At 67.6% G+C, this 20984-nt stretch carries 21 protein-coding genes and 1 tRNA gene; 14 read left to right on the top strand and 8 right to left on the bottom strand.

Translation table 11 applies throughout. From position 1 onward, the window contains the following. Positions 1-14: 14 nt before the first annotated feature. The 6 genes from rlmH (at position 15) to TSO5_RS22835 (ending at position 7047) form a co-directional block, all read left to right on the top strand. The gene (gene rlmH / locus TSO5_RS22860; protein ID WP_014248610.1) at positions 15-473 is read left to right on the top strand and encodes a 23S rRNA (pseudouridine(1915)-N(3))-methyltransferase RlmH; all 459 of its coding nucleotides are present in this window, start codon (positions 15-17) and stop codon (positions 471-473) included. 90 nt (positions 474-563) lie between these two features. Continuing rightward, positions 564-2126 carry a 2,3-bisphosphoglycerate-independent phosphoglycerate mutase gene (gpmI, locus tag TSO5_RS22855; RefSeq protein ID WP_109153781.1) on the top strand — a complete coding sequence of 521 codons (1563 nt, stop codon included), beginning with the start codon at positions 564-566 and terminating at the stop codon, positions 2124-2126. 3 nt (positions 2127-2129) lie between these two features. After that, the gene (locus tag TSO5_RS22850; protein ID WP_247870909.1) at positions 2130-3725 is read left to right on the top strand and encodes a peptidoglycan DD-metalloendopeptidase family protein; all 1596 of its coding nucleotides are present in this window, start codon (positions 2130-2132) and stop codon (positions 3723-3725) included. Beyond that, positions 3726-5147, top strand: a complete 1422-nt coding sequence (locus TSO5_RS22845; RefSeq protein WP_109075577.1) for a S41 family peptidase — start codon at positions 3726-3728, stop codon at positions 5145-5147. A gap of 15 nt (positions 5148-5162) precedes the next feature. Next, the gene (locus TSO5_RS33685; RefSeq protein WP_109153780.1) at positions 5163-6332 is read left to right on the top strand and encodes a divergent polysaccharide deacetylase family protein; all 1170 of its coding nucleotides are present in this window, start codon (positions 5163-5165) and stop codon (positions 6330-6332) included. 136 nt (positions 6333-6468) lie between these two features. Next, a complete protein-coding gene (locus TSO5_RS22835) occupies positions 6469-7047 on the top strand; it encodes a hypothetical protein (protein ID WP_109153779.1) in 579 nt (192 codons plus the stop codon). 36 nt (positions 7048-7083) lie between these two features. Here the strand turns inward: TSO5_RS22835 and TSO5_RS22830 are convergent, their stop codons facing one another. The 5 genes from TSO5_RS22830 to rplU form a co-directional block, all read right to left on the bottom strand. Beyond that, complete coding sequence (locus TSO5_RS22830) at positions 7084-7728, bottom strand: HAD family phosphatase (RefSeq protein WP_109153791.1); 645 nt, start codon at positions 7726-7728, stop codon at positions 7084-7086. 5 nt (positions 7729-7733) lie between these two features. Beyond that, complete coding sequence (proB, locus tag TSO5_RS22825) at positions 7734-8873, bottom strand: glutamate 5-kinase (protein ID WP_109153778.1); 1140 nt, start codon at positions 8871-8873, stop codon at positions 7734-7736. Then, a complete protein-coding gene (gene obgE, locus TSO5_RS22820) occupies positions 8863-10143 on the bottom strand; it encodes a GTPase ObgE (RefSeq protein WP_109153777.1) in 1281 nt (426 codons plus the stop codon). Before obgE ends, proB begins: the two co-directional genes overlap by 11 nt. 161 nt (positions 10144-10304) lie before the next feature. After that, positions 10305-10592, bottom strand: a complete 288-nt coding sequence (rpmA, locus tag TSO5_RS22815) for a 50S ribosomal protein L27 (RefSeq protein ID WP_063635180.1) — start codon at positions 10590-10592, stop codon at positions 10305-10307. Positions 10593-10647: 55 nt separating this feature from the next. Then, on the bottom strand, positions 10648-10965 hold the full coding sequence (gene rplU, locus TSO5_RS22810; RefSeq protein ID WP_109153776.1) for a 50S ribosomal protein L21: 318 nt from the start codon (positions 10963-10965) through the stop codon (positions 10648-10650). 208 nt (positions 10966-11173) lie between these two features. Between rplU and TSO5_RS22805 the strand changes: the two genes are divergently transcribed. The 3 genes from TSO5_RS22805 to TSO5_RS22795 all read left to right on the top strand — a co-directional run bounded on the left by TSO5_RS22805 (position 11174) and on the right by TSO5_RS22795 (position 12915). Beyond that, positions 11174-11263 (top strand) — tRNA-Ser (locus TSO5_RS22805). Between the two features lie 235 nt (positions 11264-11498). Beyond that, positions 11499-12161, top strand: coding sequence for a hypothetical protein (locus TSO5_RS22800; RefSeq protein ID WP_109153775.1), 663 nt, complete (start codon positions 11499-11501; stop codon positions 12159-12161). Between the two features lie 154 nt (positions 12162-12315). Continuing rightward, positions 12316-12915 (top strand): PDC sensor domain-containing protein, encoded by a 600-nt coding sequence (locus tag TSO5_RS22795; protein WP_109153774.1) that lies wholly within the window; start codon positions 12316-12318, stop codon positions 12913-12915. A gap of 101 nt (positions 12916-13016) precedes the next feature. Here the strand turns inward: TSO5_RS22795 and TSO5_RS22790 are convergent, their stop codons facing one another. Beyond that, a complete protein-coding gene (locus TSO5_RS22790) occupies positions 13017-13493 on the bottom strand; it encodes an Hsp20 family protein (protein WP_109153773.1) in 477 nt (158 codons plus the stop codon). A gap of 278 nt (positions 13494-13771) precedes the next feature. On the opposite strand from TSO5_RS22790, the gene TSO5_RS22785 reads away from it, so the two are divergent. Next, a complete protein-coding gene (locus tag TSO5_RS22785; RefSeq protein WP_085090096.1) occupies positions 13772-14197 on the top strand; it encodes a DUF1465 family protein in 426 nt (141 codons plus the stop codon). Positions 14198-14286: 89 nt separating this feature from the next. Here TSO5_RS22785 and rpmE read toward each other — a convergent pair whose 3' ends face one another. Beyond that, the gene (gene rpmE, locus TSO5_RS22780; protein WP_012974887.1) at positions 14287-14511 is read right to left on the bottom strand and encodes a 50S ribosomal protein L31; all 225 of its coding nucleotides are present in this window, start codon (positions 14509-14511) and stop codon (positions 14287-14289) included. 233 nt (positions 14512-14744) lie between these two features. Here rpmE and TSO5_RS22775 point away from each other — a divergent pair, with 233 nt between their 5' ends. Next, entirely contained in the window at positions 14745-16538 is a 1794-nt protein-coding gene (locus TSO5_RS22775) for an ABC transporter transmembrane domain-containing protein (protein ID WP_199230986.1), read from the top strand. Between the two features lie 69 nt (positions 16539-16607). Beyond that, positions 16608-17741 carry an ABC transporter permease gene (locus TSO5_RS22770; protein WP_109153771.1) on the top strand — a complete coding sequence of 378 codons (1134 nt, stop codon included), beginning with the start codon at positions 16608-16610 and terminating at the stop codon, positions 17739-17741. A gap of 47 nt (positions 17742-17788) precedes the next feature. Here the strand turns inward: TSO5_RS22770 and TSO5_RS22765 are convergent, their stop codons facing one another. After that, on the bottom strand, positions 17789-18295 hold the full coding sequence (locus TSO5_RS22765) for a hypothetical protein (RefSeq protein WP_136704473.1): 507 nt from the start codon (positions 18293-18295) through the stop codon (positions 17789-17791). Between the two features lie 365 nt (positions 18296-18660). On the opposite strand from TSO5_RS22765, the gene mepA reads away from it, so the two are divergent. Both mepA and TSO5_RS22755 read left to right on the top strand, forming a co-directional pair. Beyond that, positions 18661-19644 carry a penicillin-insensitive murein endopeptidase gene (mepA, locus tag TSO5_RS22760; protein WP_109153769.1) on the top strand — a complete coding sequence of 328 codons (984 nt, stop codon included), beginning with the start codon at positions 18661-18663 and terminating at the stop codon, positions 19642-19644. 205 nt (positions 19645-19849) lie between these two features. Next, complete coding sequence (locus TSO5_RS22755) at positions 19850-20791, top strand: methyltransferase domain-containing protein (RefSeq protein WP_247870908.1); 942 nt, start codon at positions 19850-19852, stop codon at positions 20789-20791. The last annotated feature ends 193 nt before the right edge of the window (positions 20792-20984 follow it).

The raw sequence follows: 20984 nt of genomic DNA, 5'->3' as shown, positions 1-20984 counted from the left end.
CGGAGGGCCGCATCATGCGTCTGTGGCTCGCCGCCGTCGGGCGGTCGCGGGGTGGACCGACCCGCGACCTGTTCGACGAGTATGTCGGACGGCTCGGGTGGCCCTTCACCCTGAAGGAGGTCGAGGTGAAAAAGCGCCTCTCCTCCGACGAATTGAAACGGCAGGAGGCGGAGCTGCTGCTCGCCGCCGTGCCGGCCGGCGCCATCGTGGTGGCGCTGGACGAACGCGGCAAGGCGCTGCCCAGCGAGAGTTTCGCCGCCAAGATCGGCGACTGGCGCGACCGCGGCGCCGGCGATCTCGCCTTCCTGATCGGCGGTGCCGACGGCCATGGCGACGCTGTGCGGGCGCGGGCCGACTTCCTGCTCGCCTTCGGGCCGATGACCTGGCCCCACATGCTGGTGCGCGGCATGCTTGCGGAGCAACTCTATCGCGCCCAACAAATTCTTGCCGGTCACCCCTATCACAGATCCTGATTCCCTGCGTCGCATCCGGCGCGCGGAAAAGCGCCGGAGCCGAAAAACACAAAACTCCGAGACCACAACCTTTCGAGAAAGGTAAGCGCGATGACCGAGACCAACCGACCCCGCCCTGTCGTCCTCTGCATTCTGGACGGCTGGGGCTATCGCGAGGAGCGGTCCGACAACGCGATTGCGCTGGGCGACACCCCGAACTGGGACCGCCTGTGGTCGGCCGAGCCGACGGCCTTCCTCGACGCCAGCGAGGAGGAGGTCGGCCTGCCCAAGGGTCAGATGGGCAACTCCGAGGTCGGTCACATGAATCTCGGCGCCGGCCGGGTCGTCATGCAGGACCTCGTGATGATCGACCACGCCATCGTCGAGGGCGAGCTTGAGCGCAACGCCGCGCTGAACGATCTGGTCAAGGCGATGCACAAGACCGGCGGGCGCGTCCATCTGATGGGCCTGCTGTCGCCGGGCGGCGTCCATTCGCACCAGGACCACATCGCGGCGCTGGCCGGCGTGCTGTCGCGCGAGGGGGTTCCGGTGGCGGTCCACGCCTTCACCGACGGCCGCGACGTTCCGCCGCAGAGCGCCAAGGATCAGGTCGCCGAGTTCATGGCCGACGTCTTCGAACTGCCGGGCGTCGAGGTGGCGACCGTCATCGGCCGCTACTACGCCATGGATCGCGACAAGCGCTGGGATCGCGTCGCCAAGGCCTATGCCGCGATGACCAAGGCGGAGGGCGAGCGCGCCGCCGATCCGATCCAGGCGATCGAGCAGAGCTATGCCGCCGACAAGCATGACGAGTTCATCCTGCCGACGGTGATCGGCGATTACGCCGGCATGAAGGACGGCGACGCCATCCTGATGGCGAACTTCCGCGCCGACCGCGCCCGCGAGATCCTGGCCGCCTATGTCGATCCGGCTTTCGACGGCTTCCCGGTGGATGGGGCGCCGAAGCTGGCCGCCGCCGTCGGCATGGTCGAATATTCGTCGGCGCTGGCGAAGCTGATGACCACCATCTTTCCGCCGAAATCTCTCACCAAGGTGCTGGGCGAGGTGGTTTCCGAGGCCGGAATGAAGCAGCTGCGCATCGCCGAGACGGAGAAGTACCCGCACGTCACCTTCTTCTTCAACGGCGGCGAGGAGCGGGTCTATGAGGGCGAGGACCGCATCCTGGTCCCGTCGCCGAAGGTCGCCACCTACGACCTGCAGCCGGAGATGTCCGCTTCGGAAGTGACCGACAAGCTGGTCGGCGCCATCGATTCGGGCAAGTACGACCTGATCGTCGTCAACTTCGCCAACCCCGACATGGTCGGCCACAGCGGCATGCTCGACGCCGCCATCAAGGCGGTGCAGGCGGTCGACGGCAGCCTGGGTCAGGTGGAGGCCGCGGTGCGCCGCGCCGGCGGCACCATGCTGGTCACCGCGGATCACGGCAACTGCGAGCTGATGAAGGATCCGGAGACCGGCGGCCCGCACACCGCCCACACGCTGGACAAGGTGCCGCTGATCCTGATCAACGGCCCGGCCGGCGCGCGGATCGAGAGCGGCCGTCTGGCCGACATCGCGCCGACTCTGCTCGACCTGCTGGGCCTGCCGAAGCCGGCGGAGATGACCGGCCGCAACCTGCTGGTCCGCACCGCTGCCCGCGCGGCGGCGGAGTAACGGATGGCGCCGGGCGTTCCCTTTGCGCTCGAGTCCCCCTCTCCCCCCCAGGGAGAGGGTCGGGGTGAGGGGGGCGCGTGGCGTGGAGTCGCGGGAATTCCGGCGCTTGGTTCCGCATTTCCATTTACATCCCGCAATGCATCCCCCTCACCCAACCCTCTCCCCGGGGGGGAGAGGGTATCCGCTGGGGAGAGGGTATCCGGGGCGGGAGAGGGTATCCTCGCCGGCTTCGTCGTCATCGCCGGCCTGATCCTCGCCCAGCCGGCGAATGCGCAGTCCGAAGCGCCCAAGGACACGCTGAAGCGCGTCGAACAGCAGCTTCAGACCGGCAAGCAGCGCCAGCAGCAGTTGGAACGCCAGTCCCAGGCGCTTCAGACCGAACTCGACGACCTGCGCGGCCGGCTGATCGCGCTGGCCGATCAGGCGCGCGGGCAGGAACAGACGCTCGACCAGTTGGAGGAGTCGCTCGCCGCGCTGGAGGCGGAGGAGCGGGACCGTTCCGCCGGTCTCGACGCCGAGCGGCAGCAGATCGCCACCCTGCTGGCCGCCCTGCAGCGGCTGGCGCGCATCCCGCCGGAGGCGGCGCTGGCCCGGCCGGAAAGCCCGGTCGACACGCTGCGCTCCGCCCTGCTGCTGCGCGATGCGGTGCCGGCGCTGAAGGCGCGGGCCGATGCGCTGGCCCAGGCGCTGACCGCGCTGGCCGACACCCGCGGCAAGCTGGTGGACCAGCGGGCGAAGGCGCTGGCGGCGCGGGTGTCGCTGTCCGAGAAGCAGGACGAGATGAACCGCCTGATCGCCCGGCGCGAGGAGCTGTCGCGCCAGACGGAGGAGGAGCGCGTCCAGGTCGGCCAGCGCATGGCGGACCTGTCCGGTCAGGCCACCGACCTGCGCCAGCTGATGGAGCGGATCGAGGCCGAACGCCGCGCCGCCATCGAGGCTGCCGCCCGTCGCGAGGCCGAACGGCGCGAGGCGGAACGCAAGGAAGCCGCTCGCCGGGAAGCGGAAAAGCGTGAGGCCGAACGCCGCCTCGCCGCCCAGAAGGAAGCGGAGCGCAAGGCGGCCGAACGCAAGCTGGCCGAACTGCGCGCCGCGGAGCAGAAGGTCGCGGAAGAGAAGGCCGCCGAGGAAAAGCGGGCGAAGGACGAAGCCGCCAGGGAAGCGGCGCGCGAGCGCGAGCTGGCCGCGAAGTCCCCGGACGGCCCGCCAGCGGTCGCCGGCATGGTGCTGCCCGCCGCCGGCAAGCTGACCACCCGCTTCGGCGAGGCCGACCGCTTCGGTGCCACCAGCCGCGGCGTGACGGTGCAGACCCGCCCCGGCGCGGCCGTGGTGGCGCCGCGCGGCGGCACGATCGTGTTCGCCGGTCCGTTCAAGGGCTATGGCCTTATCTTGATCGTGGAACACGGCAACGGATATCATAGTTTGATTGCGGGTTTGGGCCGGATCGACACGGCCGTCGGGCGTAAGGTGGCCAGCGGGGAACCGCTGGCGGTCATGCCGTCGGACGGCAATCCGGATCTCTATTTCGAGCTGCGACGAAACGGCCAGCCGATCAACCCGCAACGCGGGTTCGGCGCCCCGGAGGGGAAAGGACAAGGGTAGATGAGGATGATCAAGCGCGCCGCCACGGCGGCTGCTCTGGTGTTTCTGGGCGCCGGCGTCGCCACCGTCACCGCGCAGTCCAGCAATTCGTCGGACACCTACCGGCAGCTGAACCTGTTCGGCGACGTCTTCGAGCGCGTCCGCGCCGAATATGTCGAGCCGGTCACCGACGAACAGCTGATCGAATCGGCGATCAACGGGATGCTGACCTCGCTCGACCCGCATTCCAGCTATCTGAACAAGAAAAGCTTCCAGGACATGCAGGTCCAGACCCGCGGCGAGTTCGGCGGGCTGGGCATCGAGGTGACGATGGAGAACGGCCTGGTGAAGGTCGTTTCGCCCATCGACGACACCCCGGCCTTCCGCGCCGGCCTGCAGCCGGGCGACCTGATCGTCCAGTTGAACGGCGAGGCGGTGATGGGCCTCAGCCTGAACGAGGCGGTGGAGAAGATGCGCGGCCCTGTGGGCAGCGAGTTGAAGGTCACCGTCCGCCGCGGCGAGGCGGGCGAGCCCTTCACCGTGTCGCTGACCCGCGCCGTCATCAAGGTGCAGTCGGTCCGCTACCGCACCGAAGGCGACATCGGCTACATCCGCATCACCAGCTTCAACGAGCAGACGCAGAGCGGGCTGGAGAAGGCGATCTCCTCCATCCAGCAGCAGTTGGGCGACAAGCTGAAGGGCTTCGTGCTCGACCTGCGCAACAATCCGGGCGGACTGCTCGATCAGGCGGTGTCGGTGTCCGATACCTTCCTGGAGAAGGGGGAGATCGTGTCGACCCGCGGCCGGCGGGCGGAGGAGGGCACCCGCTTCAACGCCAAGCCGGGTGACCTGATCAAGGGCCTGCCGATGGTGGTGCTGGTCAACGGCGGGTCTGCCTCGGCTTCCGAAATCGTCGCCGGCGCCCTGCAGGACCACAAGCGCGCGATCATCATGGGCACCCAGAGCTTCGGCAAGGGATCGGTGCAGACCATCATCCCGCTGCCCGGCCATGGCGCCATGCGCCTGACCACCGCGCGCTACTACACGCCGTCGGGCCGCTCGATCCAGCAGCTGGGCATCACCCCGGACATCGAGGTGCATGTCGCCAAGGTGGAGGATCTGGACAAGAACGTCGTCCGCCGCCGCGAAGCCGACCTGAAGGGCGCGCTGGTCAACCCCGACGCCAGCAAAGCGCCGCGTCCGGCCACCACCAACCCGGCCGCTCCCGGCACGCCGGCGGCCCCGAACCCGGCAGCGCCCGCTCCGGGGCCGGGCGCCGGTGCTGCTCCGGCTGCACCGGGTGCAGCTCCGGGTGCCGCGCCTGCTCCGGCAGAGGGTGCGGCGGCGGAGGGGGCGGAGCCGCCCTTCGACTTCCAGCTCGCCCGCGCGCTGGATCTGCTGCGTGGCGTCGCCCTGTTCCAGCAGCGCGCCGCGGCGCGCTGACCGGAGCAACCGACGGTGAAGGCTCCCGCCCTGCTGGGTCGTCTGCGGTTCGATGTCCGGGGTCTGCGCCCCGGACTCGGCTGGCTGCGCCGTTTCCGCCGCAATGGAGGCGATTCGGCGGGACGGCCGCGCAAGCCGTTGTCCAAGCCTCTGCTGGCTGCCGTCGCCCTGGTGGCGGTCGCCGGTGGCGGGCTGGCCGGCTGGCTGGCCATGAACGGCGAGGCGACGCGGGAGGCTTGGCAGGCATCGATTCCGGCGGCGACGGTGGCGGTCGCTCCGCTGCCGCCACCACCGGTGCCGGAACCCAAGGCCGCCGCGCCGGCGGCGCCTTTGCCCACCGACGCCGCTCCACTGCCTCTGCCGGGCGTTCCGGCGGCGGCGGTGACGCTGGTCCCGGCGCCGGTGCCGGGTCTGGTGGAGGACAGCCGCAACGGTCCGCTGCCGCGCATCGCCCAGGACGGACGCAAGCCCTGGCAGGTCTATGCCCGGCCCTTCCCGGCGACCGACAAGCGGCCGCGCATCGCCATCGTCATGTCCGATCTTGGACTCAGCGGCGTCACCACCGGCAATGCGCTGGCGAAGCTGCCGCCCGGCATCACGCTGGCCTTCCTGCCCTATGCCGAGCGGCTGGACGATTGGGTCGAGCGGGCCCGCACCAAGGGTCACGAGGTGATGCTGTCGGTGCCGATGGAGCCGCTGAACTATCCACGCGACGATCCCGGCCCGAACGCGTTGCTGACCATGCTCGGCCCCGACCGCAATGTCGAACGGCTGGAATGGTCGCTGGGCAAGGCGGTCGGCTATGTCGGCATCACCAGCACCACCGGCAGCAAATTCACCGCCAACCCGGCGGCGATGCAGCCGGTGATCGACGTGCTGAAGGCGCGTGGCCTGCTGCTGGTCGATTCGCGGGTCAATCCGAAGAGCGTGGCCGGGCCGCTCGCCAATCTGGCCGGTGTGCCGCGGGCGCTGGGCGACCGTGTCATCGACCGCGACCTGTCGCGCGGCGCCATCGACGACCAACTGCGCGAGTTGGAGGAGCTTGCCAAGACCAACGGCGCTGCCGTCGGTTTCGCCTCCCCCTATCCGACGACGATTGAGCGTCTCAATCTGTGGCTGACCTCGTTGGCCGACCGTGGCATCGCGCTGGCCCCGGCGTCGGCGGTGGTCAACATCCAGAAATAGAGGCCCCAGAAACAGCCGCTGCCACCGCACCGCCCGATGCGACAACGCGCATCGGGTGGCTTTCCGTGTGCGGCTTGCTTGATTGCGTCTATTGCGCGAATATCTCCGCCGAAGTTCGAAATGGTGGAGAGGGCGGATGTATCACCCCGAAGCGCTGGAACCCATCGTCGCCTTCCTGCGCGGAATCGGCATGCAGGTCGAGTTTGGCGAGGGCGGCCTCGACGGCTTCCTGCCCGGCGTGAATATCCGTGCCGGCGTGATCCATGTCCACCCGGAGACCCTGATGGGGCCGGGCGACCTGCTGCACGAGGCTGGTCACATGATCGTCCTGCCGCGCCGCTATTGGCCGTCGATGAACCGGGACATGCAGGCCGATATCGAGGCGCTGCTGGCCGAGCAGACCGCGCGCGACGGCACGCCCGACCCGGTCCTGGTCAGAGCCGTCCGCCAGGGCGAGATCATGGCTCAGGCCTGGTCCTACGCCGTGGTCCTGCATTTGGGACTGCCGCAGGAATGCCTGTTCTTTCCCGGTTCCTACAAACACATGGAGTATCAGGGCATCCATCCGATCCTGGCCTGGATCGAGCGCGGGACCCATTACGGGCAGCTCGATCTGGCAGAGGCGGGCTTCACCGGCTTTTCGGGGATGTTCGCCTATATGGGGGAAAATGGGCTGGCGCCGTTTCCGCAGATGGCAAAGTGGACGTTGGATTGAGGGAACTGGATTGAGGGGAGATCAGGCGGAAACCCCTCACCCGCAAAGCGCATCCCAATCCAGCGACCCCGGATCCTCGACCAGATGGTCGACGGCGTCGAAGACCACGGCGGGGTGCTGGGGCCAGGCGATGGTCAGCATGCCGGCGGCCTTGGCGCTGCGGGCACCGGTGGGGCTGTCCTCGATCACCGCGCAGGCCTCCGGGGGCAGGCCCAGCATCTTCGCGGCCAGCAGGTAGGGCTCCGGATGGGGCTTGCCGTTGGCGACGTCCTCGCGGGCGATGCTGAAGCGGAAATGCGGGATCGACATCGCGCGCATGTTGGCGTCGACGATCATGCGCCCGCCGTTCGACACGCAGGCCTGCGCCAGCCCGCGGGCGGCGAAGGCCTCCACCAGGGCGAAGGCGCCGTCGCGCGGACGCACCTGATCGACGCTGGCGACATACTGGGCGTTGATCTCGTCGGCCCAGGCGTGCAGGTCGATGGGGAAGGGGCGGCGGGCGTGAAGCGCGGCGTAGATCTCGCGGAACGCCACGCCATGCATCGACCGGCAATCCTCGTCGCTCAGCTCATGGCCATAGCCGCGGCAGACGTCGACGGTGATCTGCTGGTGCCAGGGCTCGCTGTCCATCAGCGTGCCGTCGATGTCCCACAGGATGGCGCGGATCGGGGTGCGCGACATCACGGTCACCGCACCACCAGATCGTCGCGATGGATTATCTCGTCTCGCCCCTGATATCCCAGGATCTCCGGGATTTCGGTGCTCTTGTGGCGCAGGATCTTGCGGGCGTCGTCGGCGCTGTAGGCGACGAGGCCGCGGGCGACCTCGCGCCCCTCCTGCGTGCGGACGATCACCACGTCGCCGCGGTCGAAGTCGCCCTGCACGGCACTGACGCCGGCGGGCAGCAGGCTGGCGCCGTGGGACAGGGCGCGCGTGGCGCCGTCATCGACCACCAGCACGCCGGTGGCGTTCACATGGCCGGCGATCCAGGCCTTGCGGGCGCTGGTCGGCTCGGCGGAGGGAAGGAACCAGGTGCAGAGCGCGCCGCCATCCTCCGGCCGCTGTTCCAGCGCCGCCAGCGGGTTCATGCGCTTGCCCTTGGCGATGACCATGCGGCAGCCGGCCGACAGGGCGACTCGCGCCGCGGCGATCTTGGTCACCATGCCGCCGCTGCTGTAGCCGGGGGGCGGCTCGCCGGCCATGCCCTCGATCTCCGGCGTCAGTTCGCGCACGGTGGGGATATGGCGGGCGTTCGGGTCCTTGCGCGGGTCGGCGGTGTAGAGGCCGTCGATGTCCGACAGCAGCACCAGCGTGTCGGCGCTGACCATCTGCGCCACGCGGGCGGCCAGCCGGTCGTTGTCGCCGAAGCGGATTTCGGCGGTGGCGACCGTGTCGTTCTCGTTGATGACCGGAACGGCGCCCAGTTTCAGCAGGGTGTCGATGGTGTTGCGGGCGTTCAGGTGGCGCCGCCGCTCCTCCGTGTCCTCCAGCGTCACCAGGACCTGGGCGACGGTGACGTCGTGGCGGGCCAGCGTTTCCTGATAGGCGTGGGCAAGGCGGATCTGGCCGGTGGCGGCGGCGGCCTGCTTCTCTTCCAGCTTCAACGCCCGGCCGACGAGGCCCAGATGCTCGCGCCCGCAGGCGACGGCGCCGGAGGTGACGATCACCACCTCCTGCCCGCGCTTTCGGCAGGCGGCGACGTCGTCGGCCAGCGCGTCGAGCCAGTCCCGGCGGATTTGCCGGGTCTCCCCATCGACCAGAAGGGCCGATCCGATCTTTACGACCAGCCGGCGGGATTCGAGAAGGGTAGGGGCGTCAAGCGCCATGGCGGGAGGTTCCGTCCGTATCGTCGTCCGAACCGTCCTCTTCGCCCTCCGGCTCCTCTCCGTCAAGGGCTTCGTCCGAGTCGCCGACCTCCAGCTCCTCACCCTCTTCGAGTTCGCCCTCTTCGAGGTCGTCCTCCTCGAACTCCTCGTCCTCGCCGCCGACCCATTCGCCGGTTTCGTCGTCCCATTGCATCTCGCTGTCGTCGGGCAGCTTCTGGCCGACCGGCGGGCGCGGGATGGACCGGGTCGCGGGGGCGTGGATGACCTCGGGTTCTTCCGACTTGGACTCCTTGATGACCGTCAGCAGCCGGTAGAGCACCTGCTTCACGCCCTGGCCGGTGGCGCCGGACAGCACCATGACCTCGGCGCCCGACGCCTCCTCCAATGCCGCCTTCTTCTCCTCGATCTCCTCGTCCAGCAGGGCGTCGGCCTTGTTCAGCCCGATGACCTCCGGCTTGTCGGCGAGGTTGCCGCCATAGGCCTCCAACTCGTTCCGGATCGTCCGGTAGGAGGCGACGACGTCGTCGGCCGTGCCGTCGATCAGGTGCAGCAGGATGCGCGAGCGTTCGACATGGCCGAGGAAACGGTCGCCCAGCCCATGGCCTTCGTGCGCGCCCTCGATCAGGCCGGGGATGTCGGCGATGACGAACTCTTCGTCACCGGCACGGACGACACCCAGGTTGGGAGCGAGCGTGGTGAAGGGGTAGTCGGCGATCTTCGGCTTGGCCGCCGTGGTGGCGGCCAGGAAGGTCGACTTGCCGGCATTGGGCAGCCCGAGCAGGCCGGCATCGGCGATCAGCTTCAGCCGCAGCCACACCCACTGCTCCTGCCCCGGCCAGCCGGGGTGGAACTTGCGCGGCGCCCGGTTGGTCGGCGTCTTGAAGTGCGCATTGCCGTGCCCGCCGTCGCCGCCGCGCAGGAAGACGCGACGCTGGCCGGCCTCGGTCAGGTCGCACAGCACGGTTTCCTGAGTCTCGTCGAGGATCTGGGTTCCGACCGGCACGCGCAGGACGACATCCTCGCCGCGCGCGCCGTTGCGGTTGCTGCCCATGCCGTGATGGCCGCGCTGCGCCTTGAAGTGCTGCTTGTAGCGGTAGTCGATCAGCGTGTTCAGGCCGTCCGCCGCCTCAATGATCACGTCGCCGCCGCGACCGCCGTCGCCGCCGTCCGGGCCGCCGAACTCGATGAACTTCTCGCGCCGGAACGCGACGGCACCGGGGCCGCCGTCACCGCTCTTCAGGAAGACCTTGGCTTGATCGAGAAACTTCATCGGGGAACCTGCCCGTAAACGGAAGGGAAACCGGCGGCGGGACGGCACCGGACTGAAAACGAAAATCGGGGAGCCGGTCGCCCGGTCCCCCGATTTTATCCCACAAGCGTGCAGGCCTGCGACACAGGCCGCGCAACGACCTTAGAGGTTACTCGGCCCGATCACTCGGCGGCGACGGCCGGAACTTCCTGGTCGTTGGCCGGAACGACGTTCACGAAAGTGCGGCCGTTCGAGCTGTGCTTGAAGTAAACTTGGCCATTGGCCATCGCGAACAGGGTGTGGTCGCGGCCGATGCCGACGTTCTCGCCCGGGTGGAACTTCGTGCCACGCTGACGGACGATGATGTTGCCGGAGACGACGTTCTCGCCACCGAAACGCTTCACGCCGAGACGGCGACCGGCGGAGTCACGGCCGTTGCGGGACGAGCCGCCTGCCTTTTTGTGTGCCATGGGGTGTTGCTCCTAAACTGAAGATGCGCCTGGAAGCCCGACCGGAGAACCCGGATCAGGCCGCGCCGTTGATGCCGGTGATGCGCAGGACGGTCAGGTCCTGGCGGTGGCCGTTCTTGCGGCGGTAGTTCTGGCGGCGCTTCTTCTTGAAGACGATGATCTTCGGGCCGCGGTCCTGGGCGACGACCTCGGCGACGACCGTAGCGCCGGCCACGGTCGGGGTGCCGATGGTGGTGTTGCCTGCGTCGCCGACCATCAGCACGTCATCGAGCGTGATGGAGGCGCCAGCATCGGCCTCGAGCTTCTCAACACGGATCACGTCGCCATTGGCGACCTTGTACTGCTTGCCGCCGGTGCGGATCACTGCAAACATTGTCGTCACTGCCTATGTCAAAACAAACGGCGGGCTTCTCGCCCACCGTTCGATGCGCAAGCCCGTTCATGGGAGCGACGATCTATACTCAGGAGGGGCTGAGAGTCAACAGGGATGCGGGCCAAGGCCTTCGCATTTTTCTGCAAAAAAGGCTTGCGCGCCCGAAGGCGTTTATATAGGTTCCGCCCACCCCGCCAAACGGGGCAGCGGATGGGTGGCAGAGCGGTTGAATGCACCGCACTCGAAATGCGGCATACCCTCACGGGTATCGGGAGTTCGAATCTCCCCCCATCCGCCATTCTCTCTCTTCGGAGAGAGGGAAGATAGCAGAAAGCGCCAGCCGGACCGGTTAGGCGCTTTTTTCATGCCCGGATGCCGCCTCGGCCGGTCGGGTTTCCCCTTTTTCGCCGCTTGGTCGCGATGGCCGTTCCCCCGGCTGGTTTGTTGGTCATGTCAACGCCAACGCCCAGATAACCAAGGCTCAAGATCCCTTTGGTGCGATCCGCCAGGGGTGCGACCGGAGGGGTGCCGCCATGAACACGCTCAGCCGCCGTGATGGATGCCTGCGATTCTCCTATGTCGTGGAGGGCGGCCTGCGCGTCGAAGGCACTCATGATCCGGCGGAGCAGGTGCTGATCCTGAAGGTGACGGCGCCGCAGGGGCGGGTGATCCATATGGATGCGATCCCCTGCGACGATCCCCGAGTCATCCTGGAGGCTTTGCGTGAGTGGGGCGAGCCGCCGGAGGAGGTGCGCGATGCTTTGCCGGCGCTGGGCGGCAACGCGATTCTGCTGGAAACGCGGCTTGGCGACTCGGTGCGGGCCTCGGTTCGCCGTCACGGCATGAAGGTGGAGGTCGTCTTCATCGACGCCGACGGCCGGCGGCTGGCGGAGCTGCGTGCCGGCAGCCTGGAAGCGCTCGACGCCAAGGCCGGCGGGTTGCTGCGCCTGTCGCAACGGACCCGCGCGGTGCTCGGCGCCTGGCTGTCGGCCGAGCCGCTGTGGCTGGCGGCATTTCTGCTGGGCGGGCCGTTCCTGGGGGCTCTGCTGATCGGATTCGGGGCGCAGGTGTCGCCGGAGCAGGTGCTGGTTACCGCCTATGCCGGTGCGGCCGGGCTGGTTGCCGCCTATGAGCTGATGCGCGCCGGCTATGCGGAGTGGGTGCTGGCGCCCCCGGACAACTTCCCACGGCGGTGACGCCGCTCCGGCCGTCAGGTCGGTAAAAAGCATTTTATCAGCATTGCTGATCTTCCGTTTGACGGAAAAACAACGCCCGATGCTGTGGTGCCAGTTCCGCTCGTCCGACCATCGCCCCGCCCATGACCGGGCCAAACGACTGGGAGGACACCACATGACGCAGACTCGATACTGGATTGCCGGCTGCGCGATTTCGCTGCTGTGCGTGGGCACGCTTTCCATGGCGTCGGCCGCGGACCCGGCGCTGGAAGGGGCGGTGCGCAAGGCGGTCAGTCCGCAGGCCCAGAGCTGGCTGTCCGATCCGGCGGTGGTCGGGGCGGTGAAGTCGCAGAATGCCAAGCATGCTGGTATCGCCCAATCCAAGATTGACGAGATGGACAACCAGTGGAAGGCGGCGACCAAGGCCGGCGGCGCCAACCCGGCCTTCGATGCGGTGTCGTCGAATGCGGTGTCCAAACAGCTGAAGCAGGCCGTGGCGGGCAGCAACGGCCGGATCGTCGAAATCCTGCTGATGGACGATCACGGCCTGAATGTCGGCCAGACCGCCGGAACCTCCGACTTCTGGCAGGGCGACGAGCCGAAATGGCAGAAGATCTTCACCGGCAATGCCGATCTCTACATGACCGATCCGGAGAAGGACGACAAAAGCGGCGCCACGCTGACTGAAGCCAGCGTTCCGGTGTTGGATCCGGCCGGAAAGCAGAAGATCGGCGTCGCGATGATCGTGCTGGATACCGCGAAGCTCGGCCAGTAGCCACTGCGAATACCGACTGATCGGCAAAAGAAACGGCGCCCCGGATGGTCCGGGGCGCCGTTCTCATGTCCGCGTCAGGAGCGGACGGACCGTGTCAGACGTCAGGCCGCCTGCTGGGTCAGGGCGGGAGTCTCGACCTCCACCGCGGCGCTGCCGGCGGCGGTGACGATCGGAATGCTCCGCGGCTTCATCGCTTCGGGTACCTCGCGCGCCAGCTCGATGTGCAGAAGGCCATTCTGAAGAGACGCGTTGGTCACCTTGATGAAATCGGCCAGCTGAAAGCGGCGCTCGAACGCGCGGCCGGCGATACCCCGGTAGAGGAATTGGCCGGTCGGCTCGTCCTTCTTAGCTTTACCCGTGACGGTCAACGAGTTCTGGTGAGCGACGATGTTGAGGTCGTCCAGTCCAAAGCCGGCGACGGCCATGGTGATCCGGTACGAATCCTCGCTCAGCTTTTCGATGTTGTAGGGCGGATAGGATGCCGCCTCGTCACCGGTGGTCGCGGTCTCCAGCAGACGCGACAGGCGGTCGAAACCGACGGTGGAACGGAACAGCGGCGAAAGGTCGTAGCTACGCATGACATATCCTCCGAAAGAGCGATACGGCCGTCGAGGACCACGGCATCGGTCGGTCCTCTGAGGGCTGGCCCAAGGGCCGGTTTGATGGCGGACCCCGTATGGGCATCCGCCGGACGAGCGAGAGATAATCGACGCTTTTGCCTGTTCAAGAGGGCGGACCCACCAAGACCGGTCAATCCCCGCCTGGGGTTGCCGGGTGCCGCCCGGTCACCAATTGTTAATCAGTTGCGGCAAGGCTCACGCTAGGGCCGTAAGTCCGCAGGAGGGGGCCGACGACCATGACTTCGCACACCTTCTTCTTCAACGGTCCCTACGACGAGACGATGGCCCTCTTGATCGAGGCGCGGAATTACATCGCCTATCATGATGCGGCCGAACACCGGAAGCTGCCGCCGCAGGTGCGTCTTCAGATCTCCTACGAATCCATGCGGGTGACCAGCCGTCTGACCCAGGTGATGGCGTGGCTGCTGGCGCAGAAGGCCGTGCATGCCGGCGAGATGACGAAGGAGCAGGCGGCGAGCGAGGATTTCGCGCTGTCTGGCGGCGAAATCTGTTCCGACCCCAGCGGCCCCGACAACGAGGATCTGCCGTCCGGCCTGCGCAGCCTGCTGGAGCGCAGCCACAGCCTGTATATGCGCGTCCACCGGCTCGACGCCATGGTCCGCGCCGACGTGGAGCGCGAGGCTGCGGCGGCGGTGGGGTAAGACGGCCACCACGTCATGCGCAAACGAAAAGGGCGTCCGAACTGGTCGGACGCCCTTTTCGCATCGGCAGGATAGAAGCGCGGTAACGCTTACTTCTTGAGGCCGAAGTTCGCGAAGCGCTTGTTGAACTTGGCGATCTGCCCGCCAGTGTCCAGCAGCTTCTGCACACCGGTCCAGGCCGGGTGCGACTTCGGGTCGATGTCGAGGCGCAGCGTGTCGCCCGGCTTGCCCATGGTGGAGCGGGTCGTGAACGAGCTGCCGTCGGTCATGACCACGGTGATCTCGTGATAGTCGGGATGGATGTCAGTCTTCATGGCCGGGGTTCCTGCAAAGCGAGCGGCGTCTATACCAAAACCCCCTCCCCGGCGCAACCCCGGAATCTCGCCTCGTTCAGGATGTCTGCGGCGGGCTCCGCGGCCATTTTCCGGGTGGTTTCGCCTGTCCGTCGCCTTGTTGGCGTCCCCGTACAACGCTATATGCCAGCGATCCGCATCAATACCCCCAACAGACAAGTGGGAACCGCGTGGCTCGCCAACCCTCCCCCGACATGATCGCCGCCTCCGCCCGTGGCGAGGCGGATACCCGCCGCCGCGACCTTGGACCGCTACGCCGTCTGGTGCCGTTTCTGCTTCCCTATAAGTGGCGAATCCTGGGCGCCATGCTGGCGTTGACCGTGGCTGCCGGCACCGTGCTGGGGCTGGGGCAGGGGATGCGGGTGCTGATCGACCAGGGCTTTTCCGGCGGCGATACCTCGCTGCTCGACCGGGCGCTGCTGGTGCTGTTGGGGGTGATCGCGCTGATGGCGGCCTCGACCTATGGCCGCTTCTATCTGGTCAGCTGGATCGGCGAGCGGGTGGTCGCCGACATCCGACGCGCCGTCTACGACCATGTGCTGACCCTGTCGCCGGGATTCTTCGAGACGACCAAGACCGGCGAGATCCTGTCGCGCCTGACCACCGACACCACGCTGCTGCAGGTGGTGGTCGGCTCGTCGGCCTCCATTGCGTTGCGCAACACGCTGCTGTTCCTGGGCGGCACCGGCATGCTGCTGATCACCTCGCCCAAGCTGACCGGGCTGGTGGCGCTGGTGGTTCCGCTGGTGGTGGCGCCGATCATCTTCTTCGGCCGGCGGGTGCGCAAGCTGTCGCGCGACAGCCAGGACCGCATCGCCGACATCGGCTCCTTCGTCGAGGAGACGCTGGCCGCCATCCGCACGGTCCAGGCCTTCACCCACGAGGCGATCGACCGCGCCCTGTTCGGCCGCCGTGTGGAGGAGGCGTTCGACGTCGCCATCCGCCGCGTGCGGGTGCGGGCGGTGATGACGGTGATCGTCATCGTTCTGGTGTTCGGTGCCGTCGGCATCATCCTGTGGATCGGCGGCCATGACGTGGTGGCCGGGCGGATCACGCCGGGCGAGTTGTCGGCCTTCGTCATCTATTCCGTGGTGGTCGCCGGATCGGTTGGCGCCATCAGCGAGGTGATCGGCGACCTCCAGCGCGCCGCCGGCGCGACCGAGCGGCTGTTCAGCCTGCTGTCCGTCGAGTCGGAAATCCGCGCCCCCGCCGTGCCGAAGCCGTTGCCGGTTCCGGCGGCGGGTGCATTGTCCTTCGACGCCGTCCGCTTCCATTACCCGTCGCGCCCCGATTGGGCGGCGCTGGAGGGCTTCTCGCTGGACGTGAAGCCGGGCGAGCGGGTGGCGTTGGTCGGTCCGTCGGGCGCCGGGAAATCGACGGTGTTCCAGCTTCTGCTGCGCTATTACGACCCGCAGGCCGGTGCGGTGCGGCTCGACGGGGTCGAACTGCGCGACGCCGATCCGGTGGAGGTGCGCCGCCGTCTGGGGCTCGTGGCGCAGGATCCGGTGGTCTTCTCCGCCAACGCCTGGGAGAACATCCGCTACGGCCGACCCGACGCCTCGGACACCGAGGTGTGCGCCGCCGCCGAGGCCGCCCATGCCCTGGACTTCCTCGATGCGCTGCCGGAGGGGTTCGACACCTTCCTGGGCGAGAAGGGCGTGCGGCTGTCGGGCGGTCAGCGCCAGCGCCTCGCCATCGCTCGCGCCATCCTGCGCGACCCGCCGGTGCTGCTGCTGGACGAGGCGACCAGCGCGCTCGACGCCGAGAGCGAGCGGATGGTGCAGGACGCGCTCGACCGGCTGATGCATGGCCGCACGACGCTGATCGTCGCCCACCGGCTGGCGACGGTGCTGAACGCTGACCGCATCGTGGTGATGGACCAGGGTCGCGTGGTCGAGACCGGCACCCATGGCGAGCTGGTGGCGCAGGGTGGCCTCTATGCGAGGCTGGCGGCGTTGCAGTTCGACCGCGCGGACGGGGTGGCGTAGGAGGGGGGCATCGACGCCCAAGCCTATCCGCGCTACCCTCCCCGCACTCCAGCCCTGTGAGGCAGTGCGATGGCGCGGATATCGGCGGGCCGCCTGATGGCGGTGATGGTGAAGGAATTCATCCAGATGCGGCGTGACCGGCTGACCTTCGCCATGATGGTGGGGGTGCCGATCCTGCAACTGATCCTGTTCGGCTTCGCCATCAACTCCGATCCCAAGGCGCTGCCGACGGCGGTGCTGGTCGCCGATTCCAGCCCCTTCGCCCGCACGCTGGTCGCGGCGATGGAGAATTCCCGCTATTTCGCCATCACCCGGACCGCGGCGTCGGAGGCCGAGATCGACCGGCTGCTGGCGGAGGGGGAGGTGCAGTTCGCCGTCACCATCCCCACCGGCTTCGCCCGCGACCTGCAGCGCGGAACCCGCCCGGTCCTGCTGGTGGAGGCCGACGCGACCGACCCGGCGGCGACCAGCAACGCCCTGTCGGCGCTGACCGCCATCGCCCGCCAAGCGCTGAACCCCGACCTGACCGGGCCGCTGACGGCCTTGCGCGCCGGGCCGGACCCGGTGGAACTGCGCGTCCACCGCCGCTACAACCCGGAGGGCATCACCCAATACAATGTCGTGCCGGGGTTGATGGGCGTGGTGCTGACCATGACCATGGTGATGATGACGGCGCTGGCCGTCACCCGCGAGCGGGAGCGCGGGACCATGGAAAACCTGCTGGCCATGCCGGTCCGGCCGTTCGAGGTCATGCTGGGCAAGATCGTGCCCTTCGTCGTCGTCGGCTATGTCCAGGTGCTGCTGATCGTGGTGGCGGCGCGGCTGTTCTTCAACGTGCCGATCGTGGGCAGCCTGGGGCTGCTGTCCGCCGTGCTGATCCTGTTCATCGCCGCCAATCTGGCCGTCGGCTTCACCTTCTCCACGCTGGCGCGCAACCAGCTGCAGGCGATGCAGATGTCCTTCTTCTTCTTCCTGCCGTCGATGCTGCTGTCGGGATTCATGTTCCCGTTCCGCGGCATGCCGGGCTGGGCGCAGGCGGTGGGCGAGATCCTGCCGCTGACCCACTTCCTGCGCATCGTCCGCGGCATCCTGCTGAAAGGAAACGGCTTCGCCGAGATCGCGGCGGAGGTGCTGGCGCTCGCCCTGTTCCTGACGGTGGTCACGGTGGTGGCGTTGAAGCGCTACCGCCAGACGCTGGATTGATTGGCGGGGACTGACAGCCGGGGACTGCCCCCATGCACTGATAGCCCTCAGGCGGCCGACAGATACTGGAACACCGCCCGCCGGCTGTCATAAGCCGTTCCCTTGTCCATGACGAGGTCGAGGCCGCCGCCCTGGAACCGCCGGTTGGGATCGACGAAGGCGGAAACCAGGAATTTCTTCGGCACCGTCAGGTTGAACTGCGCAATGCCGTGTTTGGACGCCGGATACTGGTCGGCCGGCCCCATGGCCTGATCGTGGCCGATCACCGGGACGATCTTGGCAAGGCGGCGCTCCCCCGTGGCCGGGATGTCGCCGGCGATCTTGCGGGCAAGGCCGTTCACCCCGGCGACCCCGAATTTCTGCTCCAGCGACCCCTGCACCGTCGGCCGTGCCGCCTCCGCCGCGGGGTCGTTGCTGGGCAGGCCGTATTTGCCGCCGGACAGGTGAGTGTAGCCCAGGAACTGGAACTCCCCGGCAGCCATCGGTTCCTTCAGCAGCAGCAGGTAATAGCCGCGGCTGAGACGCCCACGGTGAAAACCGATCAGGTCCTCCAAATGAATAGGATCACGGTTGATAATATCGATCAGCCGGGTCAAGCAACCGCGGACACTGACGATATCGCCAATACGGTAGCTCATTGTCGGTGGCATTTTATCGAATTCCTTGTTGATGATGCTTCGACGTTTCCATTGCTAATAACGGGCTGTCAATATTCGCTGCGGCTAGTCCGGTCAGCCAGGGTGGAGTGCTCCCGCGCGGCTAGGAAGCTCGATCGGGACCATCGGACGCACCCCGGATGGATCGGGCTGGGGCCTGACCGTCCGGTTGTGCGGTCCGGATGCATCCTCCATCATTCCTTAACCACGGATCCGCTATATGCGGTATCGACCGCGGTGCCGGAGACGGCGGGGGGACGGACATGGGGAATCTTGCGGGGATTCGTGCTTTCGGCGGGCGCGCCTTCAAGGCGATCGCATGCGTCGGACTGGTGGCCGCTCTGCTGGCGGCCGGCGATGCCGACGCCAAGTCACGGAAGAAGAAAAAGCCGGTTCCGATCCCGGCCTATGCCACCAGCGTCGCCTGGGGGGCGGTGGCCGGCCCCTCGCTGGGGGCGTCGAGATCCATCGGCGGATACGCGGCCGGCTGTATCGCCGGTGCCCGCGCCTTGCCGCCGGAAGGCGTCGGCTATCAGGTGATCCGCCTGTCGCGCCAGCGCAACTACGGCCATCCGGTGCTGGTCGACATGCTCCGCGACTTCGGCCAGCGGGTGGCGCATGCCGGGCTCGGCACGGCGCTGGTCGGCGACATGGGGCAGGCGCGCGGCGGACCGATGCCGTCGGGCCATGCCAGTCACCAGATCGGCCTGGATGCCGATGTCTGGCTGCGGCTGGACCTGCCGCCGATGGGCCGCGCCGGGCGCGAGCGGCTGGACGAGGTCAAGTATGTCGATTACGACCGCATGCGTGTCACCGCCGACTGGTCGGACCGGCAGGCGCGGATGATTCAGATCGCCGCCAGCGACCCCCGCGTCGCCCGCATCTTCGTCAATCCGGCGATCAAGCTGGCGATGTGCCAGCGCAGTTGGTCCGACCGCGGCTTCCTGAACAAGCTGCGGCCCTGGCATGGCCATGACGGCCATATGCACATCCGGCTGAACTGCCCGGCCGGCAGCCCGCTGTGCGAACAGCAGGCGGAGCAGCCCGACGGCGATGGCTGCGGCGACGAACTGATGTCCTGGCTGGACAGCGCCTCCCCCGCGATCGAGCATCCGCCGGGTTACAAGCCGGAGCCGCGGGTGGTCCGCAAAATGCCGGCGGCCTGCGCCCCGGTGCTGAACGCGGCGGGCACGCGCATGGCCTCCCTGCCCGAATCGGGCGCGGCTCCTGCCAAAACAGCGCGCTGACGGGTGTGTTTCCGCGGAGAAATTTTTCCACTTGCATGCAATTAGCGTCCGTCTAACCTGAAGCTGGATGCATTCTTGCGGGCGGTGTGTTTGGGCTCGGCCGGACAACCGGAAGAATGCTGCGCCGTCCGGCGCCGGATGGGGAATTCGGCGGCGGCAGGTCGATCGGCGGATGGGGTGCCACGGCGATGACGGACAAAGGGCGATGACGGACAAGGACGGATCGTCCGGACATGGACCGAGCCTGAAGACGCGCCTCTATGCGTGGTGGGAAGGCTATGACCTCTCCGGTCTGAAGGCGAAGAAGGGCGAGGAGCAGCCGCGCCAGCCGGAACAGCCGCAGCCTGCCGCACCCGGTCCCGGCATGAACCGCTGGGGCAAGCCGCTGTGGACCGCCACCCGCATCGAGGTGGCGGAGAAGATGTGGGGCGAGGGCTTCAACACCCCCGGCGGCGCCGACCATATCCCCTATCTGGTCAAGCCGCTGGGCCTGAACCCGGCGATGAGCGTGCTGGATCTCGCCGCCGGGCTGGGCGGCACCAGCCGCACCATGGCCGGCAAATACGGCTGCTGGGTCACCGGGCTGGAGGCGTCGGAACTGCTGGCGAAGGAGGGGATGGTCCGCTCCTTCAAGCTGGGGCTGGAGAAGAAGGCGCCGATCGAGACCTTCAATCCCGAACATTTCGGCTATCCCAAGCGCGTCGACGCCATCGTCTACAAGGAAGGCCTGTTCTTCGTCCGCGACAAGGAACAGATGTTCGACGGCATGGAACTGGCGCTGAAGCCGCGCGGCCACCTGCTGATCACCGACTATATCGCCGAAGCGGATGTGATGGGCGCCAAGGCGATCCAGAACTGGTGCGACAAGGAGCCGTTGACGCCGAACCTGTGGCCGAAGGACCGCATGGCGAACGCGTTCGCCCAGCGCAACCTCGACCTCCGCATCGCCGAGGACATCTCCGACACCCACCGCGGCCTGATCCTGTCCGCCATTCAGGGGCTGGTCGAACATCTGGAGAAATTCCAGCTCGACACCCCCACCAAGCTGGCGGTGATGGAGGAGGTCGAATTGTGGGCCCGCCGTGTCGCCGCCATTGAGGCCGGCGTGCGGGTGTACCGCTTCTACGCGATCAAGCCGGCGGAGTAGGGAGGCGTTACGGCCCCGCCCCAAAAAACTTTTGCGCGGTCGCATTTTCTCCTTGAGCGCGGCGCCCGGTCTGGGTACATAGAGCGCCCCGCGTGACCCCAAGTAACGCGGACGCGCTTGTGGCGGAACTGGTAGACGCGCTAGGTTCAGGTCCTAGTGGCTGAAAGGCCGTGGGGGTTCGACTCCCTCCAAG

Source organism: Azospirillum sp. TSO5, assembly GCF_003116065.1.
Taxonomy (GTDB): Bacteria; Pseudomonadota; Alphaproteobacteria; order Azospirillales; family Azospirillaceae; genus Azospirillum.
Note: the sequence above shows the minus strand (reverse complement) of the source record. Positions and strands in the feature narration are given on the sequence as shown.